The organism is Trinickia sp. (genome assembly GCF_051954495.1).
In the GTDB taxonomy this organism is placed as follows: Bacteria; Pseudomonadota; Gammaproteobacteria; order Burkholderiales; family Burkholderiaceae; genus Trinickia.
The window spans coordinates 18,240-34,413 of record NZ_JBQCHR010000180.1; the positions used below are offsets into that span (position 1 = coordinate 18,240).

11 protein-coding genes and 1 pseudogene are annotated in these 16,174 nt (G+C 64.7%); 5 read left to right on the forward strand and 7 right to left on the reverse strand.

What is annotated here, in order from left to right; all coding sequences use genetic code 11:
- Nucleotides 1-96: 96 nt before the first annotated feature.
- The 3 genes from ACTHNR_RS25220 to ACTHNR_RS25230 form a co-directional block, all read right to left on the reverse strand.
- On the reverse strand, nucleotides 97-1,932 hold the full coding sequence (locus ACTHNR_RS25220) for an EAL domain-containing protein (protein WP_440551291.1): 1,836 nt from the start codon (nucleotides 1,930-1,932) through the stop codon (nucleotides 97-99).
- A 109-nt stretch (nucleotides 1,933-2,041) separates the two neighbouring features.
- Nucleotides 2,042-3,307 (reverse strand): GGDEF domain-containing protein, encoded by a 1,266-nt coding sequence (locus ACTHNR_RS25225; protein ID WP_440551293.1) that lies wholly within the window; start codon nucleotides 3,305-3,307, stop codon nucleotides 2,042-2,044.
- A gap of 402 nt (nucleotides 3,308-3,709) precedes the next feature.
- A complete protein-coding gene (locus ACTHNR_RS25230; RefSeq protein ID WP_440551296.1) occupies nucleotides 3,710-4,720 on the reverse strand; it encodes a bile acid:sodium symporter family protein in 1,011 nt (336 codons plus the stop codon).
- 326 nt (nucleotides 4,721-5,046) lie between these two features.
- Between ACTHNR_RS25230 and ACTHNR_RS25235 the strand changes: the two genes are divergently transcribed.
- From ACTHNR_RS25235 to icmF, 3 genes are all read left to right on the forward strand, one after another.
- Nucleotides 5,047-5,358, forward strand: coding sequence for a hypothetical protein (locus ACTHNR_RS25235; RefSeq protein ID WP_440551299.1), 312 nt, complete (start codon nucleotides 5,047-5,049; stop codon nucleotides 5,356-5,358).
- A gap of 565 nt (nucleotides 5,359-5,923) precedes the next feature.
- Entirely contained in the window at nucleotides 5,924-7,027 is a 1,104-nt protein-coding gene (locus tag ACTHNR_RS25240; RefSeq protein ID WP_440551300.1) for a porin, read from the forward strand.
- 90 nt (nucleotides 7,028-7,117) lie between these two features.
- Nucleotides 7,118-10,456 (forward strand): fused isobutyryl-CoA mutase/GTPase IcmF, encoded by a 3,339-nt coding sequence (gene icmF / locus ACTHNR_RS25245; RefSeq protein ID WP_440551301.1) that lies wholly within the window; start codon nucleotides 7,118-7,120, stop codon nucleotides 10,454-10,456.
- 48 nt (nucleotides 10,457-10,504) lie between these two features.
- Here the strand turns inward: icmF and ACTHNR_RS25250 are convergent, their stop codons facing one another.
- Nucleotides 10,505-11,464, reverse strand: coding sequence for an NAD(P)H-dependent flavin oxidoreductase (locus ACTHNR_RS25250; protein ID WP_440551303.1), 960 nt, complete (start codon nucleotides 11,462-11,464; stop codon nucleotides 10,505-10,507).
- Between the two features lie 192 nt (nucleotides 11,465-11,656).
- On the opposite strand from ACTHNR_RS25250, the gene ACTHNR_RS25255 reads away from it, so the two are divergent.
- Nucleotides 11,657-12,595, forward strand: coding sequence for an alpha/beta fold hydrolase (locus tag ACTHNR_RS25255; protein ID WP_440551305.1), 939 nt, complete (start codon nucleotides 11,657-11,659; stop codon nucleotides 12,593-12,595).
- Between the two features lie 70 nt (nucleotides 12,596-12,665).
- Here ACTHNR_RS25255 and ACTHNR_RS25260 read toward each other — a convergent pair.
- Nucleotides 12,666-13,145: pseudogene (locus ACTHNR_RS25260) on the reverse strand (Lrp/AsnC family transcriptional regulator); the annotation flags it as partial.
- 171 nt (nucleotides 13,146-13,316) lie between these two features.
- On the opposite strand from ACTHNR_RS25260, the gene ACTHNR_RS25265 reads away from it, so the two are divergent.
- Nucleotides 13,317-14,285: a DMT family transporter gene (locus ACTHNR_RS25265; protein ID WP_440551307.1), complete on the forward strand. Its 969-nt coding sequence runs from the start codon at nucleotides 13,317-13,319 to the stop codon at nucleotides 14,283-14,285.
- Between the two features lie 223 nt (nucleotides 14,286-14,508).
- Here the strand turns inward: ACTHNR_RS25265 and ACTHNR_RS25270 are convergent, their stop codons facing one another.
- Together ACTHNR_RS25270 and ACTHNR_RS25275 are read right to left on the reverse strand one after the other, a co-directional pair.
- Nucleotides 14,509-15,021, reverse strand: a complete 513-nt coding sequence (locus tag ACTHNR_RS25270) for a YbaK/EbsC family protein (RefSeq protein WP_440551313.1) — start codon at nucleotides 15,019-15,021, stop codon at nucleotides 14,509-14,511.
- A gap of 131 nt (nucleotides 15,022-15,152) precedes the next feature.
- Nucleotides 15,153-16,076 carry a hydroxymethylglutaryl-CoA lyase gene (locus ACTHNR_RS25275; protein ID WP_440551308.1) on the reverse strand — a complete coding sequence of 308 codons (924 nt, stop codon included), beginning with the start codon at nucleotides 16,074-16,076 and terminating at the stop codon, nucleotides 15,153-15,155.
- Nucleotides 16,077-16,174 lie beyond the last annotated feature (98 nt).

The window sequence follows — 16,174 nt, forward strand, 5'->3', positions numbered from 1 at the left end:
AAAAAACGCAATACAACCGCTAAACGAACTAGATGATTGCCCTTATTCGCTTATCCAGCAATGATTTCAGAACATTTTACTGTTTAGTAAAAATTGCTAAACATGTTCATGGGCGCGCATCAACGCCGCGCCCTCGTCGAGGTCGATGACGAAAAGGCCGCTCGGGTTCTGTTTTGCGCGATGCTTGGCGAGCGCCGCGACGGACGCGATGTCCTCGCTGCCGTAGCGTGTGTCGCCGTCTATGACGGGCTGAACGCGCACCGCCCCGATCGCCATCGTCACGAAGCTGAAGAACGTCGGGTTGCCGCGGCGGTCCTCGCCGTGAATGCCGCCGGCCGCGCGGTCTTCATCGGCATAAAAGTGCAGCGCGCCCGTGTTGAACGCGTCGATTGCGCGCGCGACGCGCTCGCGCCAGTCTTCGCTCTGAAACAGGATGAGGAAATCGTCGCCGCCCACGTGCCCGAGAAAGTCGCGCGTCGGATCGCATACGTCGGCAAGCACGGCCGCCGCGAATTTGAGCACTTCGTCGCCTTGCCAGTAGCCGTAGCGATCGTTGAACGGCTTGAAGTGGTTCAGATCGACGTAGCAGGCCTGGAACTCGGCGCGGTGTCCGATGAGCCGGGCGATGTGCGAGCTGATCGGGATGTTGCCGGGCAGGAACGTGAGCGGGTTGGCGTAGCGGGCCGCCTCGATGCGCACTTCCGTCACGGCGCGCACGAGGCTTTCGCCCGTGCCCAGGCCGACATAGCGCCCCTCGTCGGTGATGACGAAGCCGTCGGCGAGGTAGCGCTGATCGTCGCTGGCGAGCAGCTTGGCCATCTGCTCCACGGTCATCGATTTTTCGATGATGACGGGCGAGGCGTTCGCGAACAGCACGCAAGGGCGCTTGCCGAAGAGTTCGCGGTGGTAGGGCAGCGCGTAGCGGTCCATGAAGCTGCGCCGGTTGATCAGCGCGACCGGAAGGTCGTCTTCGACCACGGCCACCGCGTGCAGCGTCGGCAAGCGGTTGAACAGATCGAGCACGTCGTTGTTCGATGCGCTTTTGGGCAGCGCGGGCGCGGCCACGACCATCTTCGAGGCCGCCATGCCGCCCGACGGCGAAGCGGCCACGGGAGTGCGCGTGGCGCCGGGGAAGACGGCGATGTGCCCCGCGCCGAGCGCCTCGTGCGCGGCGGGCTCGAGCTTGCGCGGGACTCGCGCATCGGGGCGGCCGAAGAAAAAGCCCTGGCCGAGCGCGATGCCCATGTCGCGCACGACGATGAGATCGGCAGCGTTTTCGATGCCCTCGGCGACGAGCCGCGCGCCGCTCGCGCCTGCGAAATGCTGCATGGCGCGCACGGCTTCGAATTTCAGCGGATCGTTCGCGATGTCGTCGATGAAGAACCGGTCGATCTTGACGACATCGGGTTGGAGCCGCACCCACAGGTTCATGCTCGCGTTCGCGGTGCCGTAATCGTCGAGCGCGAACTGAATTCCCGTTTCGCGCAGTTCGGCCACGGCGGGGGCGAAGGTGCGTACATCTGCGATCTCGCCTTGCTCGGTCAGCTCGAGCACGATGCGCTCGACGTTCAAACCGTGACGCTGCAGCCAGTCGATCGTGCGCTCGCGCGTTTGCCCGAGGGCGACCAAGGCGTCGGCGCTGAAGTTCAGGAATAGCTTGCCTTCGCACCGCAGGCTCATGAACGCCGCGACGCACGCCCGCGCGGCGGCATGCTCCAGCGCGACCGATTGTCCTTCGCGCGCGGCTTGCGCGAACAAGGCGCCCGGGGATTCGAGCGGCGAACCGGCCGGCCCCCGTATGAGCCCTTCGTATCCGAGGATGGCGCCGCCGTCGAAATCGACGATGGGCTGAAAGACGGCGGACAGCGCGCGCCGGGCGATCAGCTCGGCGACGTTGGACTCGCCAGGCGGCGATGACGGGCGCAGTGACATGACGGGACGACAAGCCGGAATGATTGGATAGTCGGCTTATCGACCGCGACCATTAAGAGTTGAATGAATTTTCCATGAAGCGACGCACCAAGCTGGTGCGTCCGTCGGCCTAATCGGCGAGCGGCTCGCGACCGGGTTGCGCGAGCGCATCGTTCGCCGCGTCCACGGTGACGTGCTCGCGAACGAGATCGGCCATGCCGATCGTCCCGGCTTCCCGGCGCGACACGGCATCGTGCACCGGCTCGGCGATGACGACGCGGTTGCGTCCACTACCCTTCGCATCGAGCAGCGCGGTGTCGGCTCGCCGGATCACTCGCTCGATCGGCTCGCCGCGCGCGTGCTGAGCGACCCCGACGCTGATCGTCAGACGCACTTCGAGCTGGCGGGCGTCTTCGATTCGCTTGCGCAGGCGTTCGGCCACGCGCGCGGCGTCGTGCTGGTCGGTGCCCGGCAGCAACACGACGAATTCTTCCCCTCCGAAGCGGCCCGCCACGTCGGTGGGCCGCATGCAGTCTTGGATCTGTCGCGCGATGAGCTGCAGCGCGCGGTCGCCCGCATCATGACCGAACCGGTCGTTGACCGCCGTGAAGTGATCGGCGTCGATGTAGAGTACCGAAAACGATTGGCCCACGCGCTCCGCACGCAGCAAAATGCGGCGGCCCAGTTCGAATACGCGGCGCCGGCGCGGCAACTGGGTGAGCTCGTCGATGTCGGCGAACGCGCGCAATTGCCGCTCGAGCCGAAAGCTCTTCTTTTGCGAGCGCAGGGCGAACAGATTCGTGACGAGGCTCGTCGAGATGGCGATGAACATCGACAGGAGCACGCCGAATTCTTCCACGGCCGGCGGTTTGCTGATCGCGACGAGCGCGAGCGGTCCGGCGATGGCGAGCGCGGCGGTGGCCGGGAAATCCCAGCCGCGCAGCAGCACCGGACTGAACGTGAGCGGGATGAGCACGAAAGCGGGCAGAACGATCAACATGCCGTCGCCCCACTGCAGCGCGTGCAGCACGATGCCGGCTTCGAGCGAGGCGATGAAGGCGAGCGCGGCCAGGCTCGCGCGCAGGCCGCTGCCTTTCATCCACGCCACGGTGAGCGCGGCCGCCATCGGCAGCGCGGGCAGCGCACTCATGAACGCGGCCGGCGCCATGCGCTGCTTGTCGAGCCATGCGTCGCCCACCACGAGCACGATGTAGCCCACGAGGGCCGTCGCGAGCTGCGCGCACAGGAACGACCACAGGCGATGCGCCGCGTAGTCCTCGAACGATTGATTATCTTCCGGCGCCTCGATCGTCTTGGCGCGCCGATCCCGTATGCGGCGCACGCGGCGCAACGACACCCCGTGGCGTACGTCGTCGGATCGATCCTCGCTGGTCATTTATTTTCTCGCTTGGACGTGCAATTTCAGCATTCACGGAAGAAGCGTGACGGCGCTCTCGTTTCGAGCGCCATTCTAATAGCGCTAAAAGTCGAAAGCGACGATTTTAAGAAGATTTATGAGAGTCAGATGGATGTGCTCCGTCAGTGACCCTTCCAATCCTCACCTGGCGGGGTTTCGAGAGATCTCGAAACCCGCTTTGCGCGGCCCGGCGTTCGACAATTGCGCAAGGCGTGATTCTCGCTATTTCGTAACGGTGAGACGCTGAACAACTGCAAACGTTTGCCGACTCCTTTCGGATTTTCGCGCTGCAAAATGCTTCGCCGCCAATCGGCTTTATCTATTCGGGCCGATTTTGGGTGCGACGCAATATCGCATTGCGCCGTGCAATAGCCAGGCGGCTCAACGGGCGCGGGCGCCAGCCGGCTGCGAAGGTTCGTGGTGCGAATCGCGCGCGGCCCAGCGTTGAGCGAGCGCCGCGCAGACCATCAGCTGCATCTGATGGAACAGCATGAGCGGCAGGACGACGGCGCCGACGGCCTGTGAAGCGAAGATCACTTTGGCCATCGGGATTCCCGAAGCGAGGCTCTTCTTGGACCCGCAAAAGACGATGGTGATGCGATCCTCGCGATTGAAGCCGAGCCGCTTGCTGACGATCGACGTGATCGCCAGAGCGGCGGCCAGCAGCACCGCGTTGACGAGGAAGAGCCCGGCCAGCGCACCGAGCGAAAGATGGCGCCAAAGCCCCTCGTTGACGGCTTCGCTGAAGGCGGTATAGACGACGAGCAGGATCGAGCCTTGATCGACGAAGCGCAGCACGCGGCGTTTGCCTTCGATCCACGGCCCGATCAGAGGCCGCAGCAGCTGACCCGCCACGAACGGCACGAGCAACTGCATGACGATGGCGCCGACGGTATGCCAGCCGGAACCCGATGCGCCGACCTGGTTCGTGATGACGAGGCTCACGAGGGCGGGCGTGACGAAGATCCCGATCAGGCTCGATGCCGACGCGCTGCAGACGGCGGCCGGCACGTTGCCGCGAGCGATCGACGTGAACGCGATCGAGGATTGGACGGTGGAGGGCAGCGTGCAGAGAAACAAGATCCCCATGTACAGCGCCGGCGTGACGAGCGGGCCGACGAGCGGCTTCAACGCAAGCCCGAGCAGCGGAAACATGACGAACGTGCATAGCAGCACGAGCACGTGCAAGCGCCAGTGGGTCGCGCCGGCGACCACGGCTTCGCGCGAGAGCTTTGCGCCGTGCAGGAAAAACAGCAGGCCGACGGCGAGGTTGGTGAGCCAATTCACGGCGACGGCCGTTTCGCCGCGGCAAGGCAAGAGGCTCGCGAGAACGACGGTGCCCACGAGGGCGAGCGTGAAATTGTCGGGAACCAGATAGGAGAGACGACGCATAAACCACTTCTCTTGACGGAAAAAAGCGAACCTGCAAAAAACGCGCAAGGGCGGGAGAGAAAATTAGGGGCAGAGGCGGGCGAAACGAATGACCGTATTTGTCGTGCGAATGCTGTCGCTGCGGGCAAAACCGCTACGGTAACACCAGGTTACAACGGCGTCGCTCGCCTAACACTTTTTGCCTCGACACCTTGACGGGCGGCCCATAAATTACCCTTCGAGATCCCTCGGAGCACCGATTCATCCGACGAGCGCTCGGTAAAGAAGGCGCCTCTCGCGCCCCTGCGCACGAGCATCCGAGCGGACGGTTGGCGAGTGCATCGATCATGGCGGATTCGGCTTTTCACATCGTTGGACGTTGGGCGGCGGCGGCGTTTTGCGCGGTCGCCGTTTCGCTCGCCCATGCGAAGCCGCCGCACGTCCCTCGCGCGGGATTCGCCGCGCCGCCTACTGCATTCCGGCCGGTGAGCGATGAGGCGCGCACGCTCGCACGCGAGGGCGGCGCCGCCTATTTGCGCGCCGGGTCGATCCGCGCGGACATCGCGCGCTACAACGAAGAACGCGGCGCGCCTCGGCCGCCGCGCCCCCCCAATACCGGCGCGCGTTCATCCGAGTCTGCCCCTGTCTATCGTAATTAGCGCGCATAGTCATACGCGCGTTTGATCACGCCCCCTTCCGGCTGCCGGCTTTTCGGCGCACCGCCAGCGCAACTGCTCGCGCTCTCTCGCTTGCGCGGCTCCCCCGGCTGCCCACGGCAAGACGTCCCCCACTCATTTGCCTCTCGTCACGCCTCGCCAACGGGTGTGTGATGCAAATACGCCACACTTTTGCACGCAAAATCGCGCTTCGGCTGCGCCTGAAAGAACTCCTCGGACGAAATCATTTTGTCGCCCCCCGCGCGTGCGTCACTATTTCCTCCTATCCGATAGAACGTCGCTTCGAGCGAATACGGGTGCGGGTTTGCGGCCAGCCGCGGTGCACGGAGTAAGTGCAAAGCGCGGCTTTCCGCACCGCGCGCGAGCGATCGCGCCCCAGTAAGAAGCGTGCTTAAGCGAACCGCTATACCGGCAATAAGGGAACGTATTTTTGTCCGGAAAAATGGTCCGTAACGATGAGATCCGCCCACGAACGACGTCAGCGATCCACGGCCCCCCAGAAACGGTTCGCGCGCCTCACTTTTTTGGACAAACGATAGGAGATCACATGAAAGCCACCGTCAGCCGCGCGCTGAAAACCACGCTTCGCACGACTGCCGCCGCGGCCGTCGCCGCCGCTTGCGCCGGCGCAAACGCCCAATCGAGCGTGCAGCTCTACGGACAAGTCGACGCATGGGCGGGCATGCAGCAGTTCCCGGGCGGCAAGCGTGCATGGGTGGAAGGCGGCGGCGGGATGTCGACGTCGTACTGGGGGATGAAGGGCCTCGAGGATCTCGGCAACGGCTATAAGGCCGTCTTCACGTTGGAAGACTTCTTCCTGCCGCAAAACGGCAACTACGGCCGGTTCTCGGGCGACACGTTCTTCGCCCGCAACGCGTACGTGGGCATCGAATCGCCGTACGGCACGGTCACGGCCGGCCGCTTGACCACGCACTTGTTCGTATCCACGATTCTGTTCAATCCGTTCATCGATTCGTACACGTTCTCGCCGATGGTCTACCACGTGTTCCTAGGCAACACGGCGGTGCCGACGGGCGCGACGTACGCGACCGATACGGGCGTCGTCGGCGATTCCGGCTGGAACAACGCGATTCAGTATTCCACGCCGAACTACAACGGCCTGTCGGGCAGCATCATGTACGGCCTCGGCAACCAAGCGGGCAACAACCGTTCGAAGAAGTGGAGCGCGCAGTTCCTCTATTTCCATGGGCCGTTCGCCGCGACGGGCGTCTATCAATACGTGAACTTCAACAATGGGCCGAACGACCTCGGCCAGGTCACGCCGTTCGGCACGATCGTGCCGTTCAAGAGCCAGAGCGTCGCTCAGCTCGGCGCCAGCTACGATTTGAAGGCCGTGAAGTTCTACGGTCAGTACATGTACACGAAGAACGATGGCCTCGCGGGCGGCGGCTGGCACGTCAACACGGAGCAAGGCGGCGTGACCGCGCCCGTCGGGCCCGGCACCGTCATGGCCTCGTACGCTTTTTCGCGCGACAGCGGCGGCTTGAATCAAACGCGCCGGACTTGGGCGCTCGGCTACGACTATCCGCTGTCGAAGCGCACGGATCTGTACGCGGCGTACCTGAACGACCAAATCAGCGGCCTATCGACGGGCCAGACGGTCGGCGCGGGTATCCGCGCGAAGTTCTAACCCCCGGGCTGCCCCGAGCAAGCCGTACCGTGCGTTGCCTATACTGCGAAGATCAGATGCGCAGCCGGCCGGCGCGAGCGAGGGGCAGCCATGACCGATCTTTCCACGCCGCAACGTCTCGGCCCGACCCGGCCGGCGCCGGCTTTGCGTCTGCGTTTCGTCACGGCCGCCGCGCTGTTCGACGGGCACGACGCGGCGATCAACATCATCCGGCGCATTTTGCAGGCGAGCGGCGTGGAGGTGGTCCATCTCGGCCATAACCGGTCCGTCGCCGAAGTCGCGCGGGCCGCGCTCGACGAGGATGCCGACGGCGTCGCCGTGTCGAGCTACCAGGGCGGGCACGTCGAGTACTTCAAATACCTCGTCGACTCGCTGCGCGAGGGCGGCGGCGAGCGCACGCTCGTGTTCGGCGGCGGCGGCGGCGTCATCGTCGCCGACGAGATCGACGAGCTCGAGCGCTACGGCGTCGAGCGGATCTATTCCCCGCATGAAGGCCAGCGGCTTGGCCTGCAGGGCATGATCGACGACATGATCGCGCGCTGTGCGAAGGCCGCGGCGCGCGAGGCTTCGTCCCGCCAAGCCACTGCGGCGCAGCAGTTGGCTGCGCTGCCGGGCAACGGTGCGCGGATGTGGCGGCCGCTGGCCGCGTTGATCAGCGCGCTCGAAAGCGGTCGCGTCGATGCGAACACGCTGGCCTTGCTCCGCGAACGCGCACGCGCGGCCCACGCCATTCCCGTGCTCGGCGTGACGGGTACCGGCGGCGCGGGTAAATCGTCGTTGACCGACGAACTCGTGCGGCGCTTTCGACTCGACTACGGCGATGCACTGTCGATCGCCATACTGGCGGTCGATCCGTCGCGGCGCAAGTCCGGCGGCGCGCTGCTAGGCGATCGAATTCGGATGAACGCGATCGGCGATTGGGGCCGCGGCCCGCGCGTGTTCATGCGCTCGCTCGCGACGCGCGACGCGGCGACGGAGCTGCCCGAGGTCATCCCCGACGCCATCGCTGCGTGCAAGGCGGCAGGCTTTCATCTCATCGTCGTCGAGACATCGGGCATCGGTCAGGGCGACGCGGCGATCGCTCAGGTGGCCGACCGATCGCTCTACGTGATGACCCCCGAGTTCGGCGCGGCGAGCCAACTCGAGAAGATCGACATGCTCGACTTCGCCGATTTCGTCGCGATCAACAAGTTCGACCGCAGCGGCGCGCTCGATGCGCTGCGCGACGTCGCCAAACAGATGCAGCGCAACCGCGGCGCGTTCGGCGAGGCGCCGGAAAGTATGCCCGTCGTCGGGACGATCGCCTCGCGTTTCAACGACGAAGGCGTCACGGCGCTCTATCAGCGAATCGTGCAAGCGCTGCGCGAGCAAGGGCTGCGCGCGCCCGAAGGCGGCCCGCGTTTGCCGCGCGTCACCGGGCGTCATTCGCGAGAAGGCAGCGCAATCGTGCCCGCGGCGCGTATCCGATATCTCTCCGAAATCGCCGATACGGTTCGTACTTATCGCCACAGGGCGCATGAGCAAGCGCAGAGCGCCCGAGAGCGGTGGCAGTTGAGCGAAGCGAAACGGATGGCGCTGGAGGCCGGCGCTACCGCCGACGACGCGCTCGCAGGCCGGCTCGACCTGCTCATCGCCGAACGCGAAGCGCGGCTGGGTGTACGCGAACGCGAGATGCTCGACGCGTGGCCGCGGACGGTGGCCGAATACTCTGGCGACGAGCGCGTGACGACGGTTCGCGGCCGCGAGATCCGCACGCCGCTCACGGTGACGACGCTCTCGGGCACCTCGGTCCGGAAGGTGTCGCTGCCTAAGTTCGTCGACCCGGGCGAGACGCTGCGTTGGCTGATGCTCGAAAATTTGCCCGGGTACTTTCCGTTCACCGCCGGCGTGTTCCCGTTCAAGCGAGAAAACGAAGACCCCACACGCATGTTCGCGGGCGAGGGCGACCCGCCGCGCACGAATCGGCGCTTCAAGCTGCTGTCCGAAGGCATGCCCGCGCGCCGCCTCTCGACGGCGTTCGATTCGGTGACGCTCTACGGCGAAGACCCGGATGCACGCCCCGACATCTACGGCAAGATCGGCAACTCCGGCGTATCGGTCGCGACGCTCGACGACATGAAAGCGCTGTACGACGGCTTCGATCTATGCGACCCGGCCACGTCCGTCTCGATGACGATCAATGGCCCGGCGCCCACGGTCCTCGCCATGTTCTTCAACGCCGCAATCGATCGGCAGCTCGAGCGGCTGACCGAGCGATGCGCGGCCGAGCAGCGCGAGCCGAGCGCGCAAGAAATCGAACAGACGCGGGCGGACACCTTGAGCGAGCTGCGCGGGACGGTGCAAGCGGACATCCTCAAGGAGGACCAAGGGCAGAACACGTGCATCTTCTCGACGGATTTCAGCCTGAAGATGATGGGCGACGTGCAGGCATATTTCATCGAGCACGGCATACGCAATTTCTATTCGGTGTCGATTTCGGGCTATCACATCGCCGAAGCCGGCGCGAACCCGATCACACAGCTCGCCTATACGCTCGCGAACGGCTTCACGTATGTCGAGGCTTATCTCGCGCGCGGCTTGGCCATCGACGCGTTCGCGCCGAATCTGTCGTTCTTCTTTTCGAACGGCATGGAACCCGAATATACGGTGATCGGCCGCGTGGCGCGCCGCATCTGGGCCGTGGCGATGCGCGAGAAATACGGCGCGAACGAGCGCAGCCAGAAACTCAAGTATCACGTGCAGACCTCCGGACGGAGTCTGCATGCGCAGGAAATCGAGTTCAACGACATTCGCACGACGCTGCAAGCGCTGATCGCGCTCTACGACAACTGCAACTCCTTGCACACGAACGCCTTCGACGAAGCGATCACCACGCCGACGGAAGCATCGGTCCGGCGAGCGATCGCCGTCCAGTTGATCATCAATCGCGAGTGGGGCTTGGCGAAAAACCAAAACCCGAATCAGGGCAGCTTCGTGATCGAGGAGTTGACCGATCTCGTCGAAGCGGCCGTGCTAGACGAGTTCGATCGCCTAACCGCGCGCGGCGGCGTGCTCGGCGCCATGGAAACGGGCTATCAGCGCGGCCGCATTCAAGACGAATCGATGCGCTATGAGCACCGCAAGCACGACGGTTCTTATCCGATCGTCGGCGTCAACACGTTCATGAGCGCGCAGGCCGACGCGCCAGCGGGCCCGCCGGCACTGGCGCGTTCGACGCGCGAGGAGAAGGAAAGCCAGCGCGAACGGCTCGCGGCGTTCCACGCGCGCCATCGCGACGAGGCCGCGCCCATGCTGGCTCGGTTGCAGCGCGCCGTCATCGACGACGAGAACGTGTTCGCCGTGCTGATGGACGCCGTGCGTGTCTGCTCGCTCGGGCAGATTACCCATGCGTTGTTCGAAGTGGGCGGGCAGTATCGGCGCAACATGTGAGGTGGCCGCCCGCCGCTGCGCCCGGTCGCCTTCGACTTAAAACGACGTTCAGCGCGCGGCCAGCAGCCGCTCGCGCGCCGCGTCGTATTCGGCCTTCAATCGCTCGACGAGCGCCGCCACGGTCGGCACATCGTCCATCAAGCCGACGCCTTGGCCGGCGCCCCAAATATCCTTCCAAGCCTTCGCCTTGTCGCCGCCGAAGTTCATCTTCGTCTTGTCCGACTCGGGCAGCGCGTCCGGATCGAGCCCCGCGTTGACGATGCTTTCGCGGATGTAATTGCCGTGCACGCCGGTGAAAAGGTTCGTGTAGACGATGTCCGATGCGCTCGCATTGACGATGGCGCGCTTGTACTCGTCGATGGCGTGGGCTTCCTGCGTGGCGATGAAGCGCGTGCCCATGTAGGCGAGATCGGCGCCCATCGCTTGAGCGGCGAGGATCGAACCGCCGTTGGCGATCGAACCCGACAGCACGATCGGCCCATCGAAAATGCGCCGCACTTCGCCGACGAGCGCGAACGGCGAGGTCGTGCCCGCATGACCGCCCGCGCCGGCCGCAACCAGGATCAGGCCGTCGACGCCCGCCTCGAGCGCCTTTTGCGCGTGGCGCAGATTGATGACGTCGTGCAGCACGATGCCGCCGTAGCTGTGCACCGCGTCGATGATTTCCTTGGCGGGCGCCCGCAGGCTCGTGATGAAGATGGGCACCTTGTGCTCGACGCAAACACGCACGTCCTGTTCGAGCCGCACATTCGACTGATGAACGATCTGATTGACGGCGATCGGCCCGATGCGCTTGCCGGGGTTCGCGGCCCGGTGCGCGTCCAGCGCTTCGCCCATCTGCGTGAGCCATTCGTCGAGCAGCTCGGCCGGCCGTGCGTTGAGCGCCGGGAACGAGCCGACGATGCCGGCCTTGCACTGGGCGAGCACGAGCTCCGGGTAGCTCACGATAAACATCGGCGACGCGACGACAGGCAGCGTCAGATTCTGTAGGACGGCAGGCAGGGCCATGACGCGAGTCTCCTTGGTTTCTAAAAGAACGATCGTTCGATTATAGGGGATGCGCGCGAGGAAACCGAGGGGCGCGGCGTTGGAGTGAGTGCTCTGGTTCTACGTTTCGTGGCGTCGCGAACGAGCGCATGTCATCAGCGCACCTAAAATACGAAGTAGTTCGAACAACGATGAGCAGCAGGAGCCTACGCTATGACTTTCGCCGACTTCACCCCGTTTCACGTGGACGCCGACGGCGTCGAAATCTTCGGAATGACGGGCGGTGAAGGTCCTCCATTATTGCTGATGCATGGGCATCCGCAGACTCATCGGATTTGGGATCGCTGTGTGCCGCACTTGGCGAAGCACTTCACTGTGGTCGCCACGGACCTGCGCGGATACGGGCAATCGGGCAAGCCGGAGAGCGACCCGACCCATGCGGCTTATTCGAAGCGGGCGATGGCGGCCGATCAGGTCGCCGTGATGCGCCATTTCGGCTTCGACCGGTTCCTCGTCTGCGCTCACGATCGCGGGGCGCGCGTGGCGCACCGGATGGCGCTCGATCACCCGCATGCGGTCGAGCGGATGATGCTGCTCGACATCGCACCGACACTCGCCATGTACGAAGGCGCCGACCGTGCTTTCGCCACCGCGTACTTCCACTGGTTCTTCTTGATCCAACCGCATCCGCTGCCGGAAACGTTGATCGGCGCCGACCCGGCCGCGTACGTCAAAGCCGTCATGGGCGGCCGTCATGCCGGGCTCGCGCCGTTCGACCCGGACGCCTTGCGCGCCTACTGCGACGCGCTCGCGGCGCCAGGCGCCGTGCATGCGATGTGCGAGGACTACCGCGCTTCATCGACGATCGACCTCGAGCACGACCGCGCCGATCTGGAACGCGGCCGCAAGATCGGCTGTCCCTTGCGCGTGTTGTGGGGCGCACAGGGCGTCGTGGCGCGCTGCTTCTCGCCGCTCGAGGAGTGGTGGAAGGTGGCGCGCGACGTCAGCGGACGCGCCCTCGAGTGCGGGCATTACATTCCCGAAGAGGCGCCCGAGGCCCTGATGGCCGAGATCCACGATTTCTTCGAAACCGACGAATCGAGCGATGGAGCAGCGGGCGCGGCCGAGCGCGTCAACGAGCACCGCGCTTGATCGTACGCGGCTTGGCCGGCGTTTCTTGCCCTGAAGCCGGCTCGGCGGCGCGAGCGCGCCGGTCGGGCGGTCCAAGCGGGGGCAAGCGTCGAGCGACGGGCGTCGCCTTGACGATGGCGGTGCTGGTTTCGGCGCGCTCGCCCACCTTCAGCAAGATTTCGTCGAGTTCCTCGATGTTGCGCAGAAAGAGCCGGCAGACGAAGCAATCGTCGCCGGTGACTTTGTCGCATTCGACGAATTCCGGAATGCGGCGGATTTCGTCCTCGACGAGATGCAACTGCCCGGGCAGGGGCTTGACGCGCACGATCGCCTGCAGCGTATAGCCGAGGGCGCGCGGGTCGATCTGCACCGTAAAGCGTTCGATGACGCCTTGCGCTTCGAGCCGCCGCAGCCGCTCGGCCGTGCTCGGGGCCGAGAGCCCGACTTCGCGGGCGAGATCGGCCACCGCGGTGCGCGCATCTTCGGCCAGCAGACGCAGCAACGTCCGGTCGGTGTCGTCGAGACCGGCGGCGGTCGAGCTCGGTGCGCCGTCAGAAAGGCGTTTTGCCATTTTTTCCTTCTTTTCGTAGAAGAATTCGCGTTTGAACCTTAGTTTAGCCATGTTTTCGCCCGCCGCAAATCGATAGACTCATCTTCATCGATCCTCGACTTCGAACCGGCGCTTTCAAGCCTTCGAACCGAGACTTGGGCAAAGAGCAAGCAACCAGAGACAGGTGCGTCCATGGCGACTCAATCGGTTACTCCAGCAGCTACATCGGAAACAGGAAAGGAAATTCGGCGCGGCGCGATCGAGATGGTCGCCGCGATGTTGATCTCGGGCACGATCGGCTGGCTCGTCGTCGCCTCGGGGCAGTCCCCGCAAAACGTCGTGTTCGTGCGCTGCTTGCTCGGTGCGCCGACGCTCGCGCTAGTCTGCTTTGGGCTGGGGCTGATTCGTCGGGACCTGCTGTCGTGGCGCACGGTGGGCCTTGCGGCCGCGGGAGGCGCGGCGATCGTCGCGAATTGGGTCCTGCTGTTCGCGGCCTATTCGCGGGCCTCCATTTCCATGGCGACGGTCGCCTACAACACGCAGCCGTTCATGCTCGTGGTGCTCGGCGTGGTCGTGTTCCGCGAACGAATTACCGCGTCGACGGCGGCTTGGCTCGGCGTAGCGTTCGTCGGGCTTGTCCTTGTCGTGAAGGTCGAGCCTGCGGTGCTCACCGTGCCTGGGCAGTATCTGCGGGGAATCGGCTACGCACTCGCGGCGGCGTTCCTCTACGCCGTCTCCTCGATCATCACGAAGCGTCTCAAGGGTACGCCCCCGCAATTGATTGCGCTGATTCAAGTCACGTTGGGGATCGTCCTGCTGGCGCCGTTCGTCAACGTGCATGCGTTGCCGAAAACCTTCATGCCGTGGGCCGACCTCAGTGCGATCGGCGTGATCCATACGGGGCTCGTCTACATTTTGCTGTACGGCGCGATTCAGAAGCTGCCGACGGCGATGACGGCGGCGCTATCGTTCATCTATCCGGTCGTCGCGATCGTCTGCGATCGGTTTGCGTTCGGGCAGACGCTTGCGTGGGTGCAGCTTGCCGGTGCGGCGTTGATTCTGGTCGCCGCGGCGGGCGTGAACTTCGGATGGCGGATCGTGCCCCAGCGGCGCGCCGGAAGGAACGGCGCGTCCACGGTTCGCGCCGCGCAGAGCGACTGAAACCGACTCTCGCCGATCTGCAGGGAAATCACCGATGCGTCGCGACGCGGCGCATCGGTATCATGACAACTGACGCTGATCACGTCGGAAATTGCGCCGTTCGTCCTCGATGATGAACGGCTTTCTTTTTATGTGCGCCGCTGTTGCGTCACGATGTGCGTATCGGTTGCATACGCTGCCCGCACGCACCGCATGCCGTCAACGACGAGCGGCACTAAAGCACTCACGCGCGCAGCGCCACATCCACTACCGGCGCACCGGTCAGTGCGATCAACTCCCGCGGCGACAAGTTGAACACCGCATGCGGATGTCCCGCCGCGGCCCACAGGCTGTCGAGCTGCAGCAGGTCGGAATCGATCAGCGTGACCGGCGGGGTCAGGTGTCCGATCGGGCACACGCCGCCGATCGCATATCCAGTCTTGTCTTTCACGAACTTCGCATCGGCGCGCGCAATGTCGCCCACGTGCTGAGCGACCTTGCCTTCGTCGACGCGGTTGGCGCCGCTCGCCACCACGAGCACCGGTGCGTCGTCGTCACGGCGACGGAACAGGATCGACTTGGCGATTTGCGCGACGGAGCATCCAAGCCCCGCCGCGGCTTCGGCCGACGTCTTGCCCGTTTGCGGCAGCATGACGACGGGTTTCTCATGGCCGCGTTCGCGCAGCAGCAGCGCCACGCGGCGCGCGGTGTCGGGCAGCGCCGCAAGCGGCTCGGCGGCGTCGAGCGCGTCGGGCATGTTGGTTTGGGTCAGATGCGCTTGCTCCATGTCGTTATTCCTGCGAGCTCGTCAGTCGAGCCGGTGGTTGCGTTTCGGGGGTGATGTGCGTTTCGGTTTCGTCGAAGGCGCTTCTACGCGGCCGATCGGCGTTACGTCGCGCACGCGGCGTTCGCTGCCTTGGCCAGCAGCGCGCGGCCCGCGCGCGAGGCATTCTGGCGACCGATCGCCGACGAAATGAAATCGCCGATCGCGACGACCGCGTCGAGATCGACGCCCGTTTCGATGCCGAGCCCATTCATCATATAAAGCACGTCTTCCGTCGCGACGTTGCCCGTTGCGCCCTTGGCATAAGGGCAACCGCCGAGCCCGGCCACCGACGCGTGAAAAATCTCGATGCCTTCGAGCAGCGACGCGTAGATGTTGGCGAGCGCTTGCCCGTACGTGTCATGAAAATGCCCCGACAATTGTTCGCGCGGAAATACCTTCGTGACAGCGGCGAACACCTCTCGCGTGCGCCCCGGCGTGCCGACGCCGATCGTATCGGCAATGTCGATTTCATCGCAGCCGAGCGCGGCCATGCGCTGGACGACGTCGACGACGGCCGGCACCGGCACGTCTCCCTGATAGGGACACCCGAGCGCGCACGAAATGCTGGCGCGCAAGCGCATGCCGCTTTCCTTGGCGGCGCGCGCGACCGGTTCGAAGCGTGCAATGCTCTCGGCGATGCTGCAGTTGATGTTCTTTTGCGAAAACGCTTCGCTGGCCGCGCCGAAGATCACGATCTCGTCGGCCTTGGCAGCCACCGCGCCGTCGAACCCTTTCATGTTCGGCGTGAGCACCGAATACACGGTGCCGGGGCGCCGCTCGATGCCGGCCATGACCTGCGCGCCGTCGGCCATTTGCGGCACCCACTTCGGCGAAACGAACGATGCCGATTCGACGTTGCGAAACCCGGCCGCCGAAAGTCGATTCACGAGATCGATCTTGACCTCGGTCGACACGAACTCCTTTTCGTTTTGAAGCCCGTCACGCGGGCCGACTTCGACGATCTTGACTGCGCTCGGCAAAGACATGGTGGGTCTCCTAGACGATATTCATCAGATTTTGCTCCGAGAAACCTCGGACTCTAGTCCGAGGAGGTAAGGAGCGCCGCCGCAAGGCGGCATTCCCG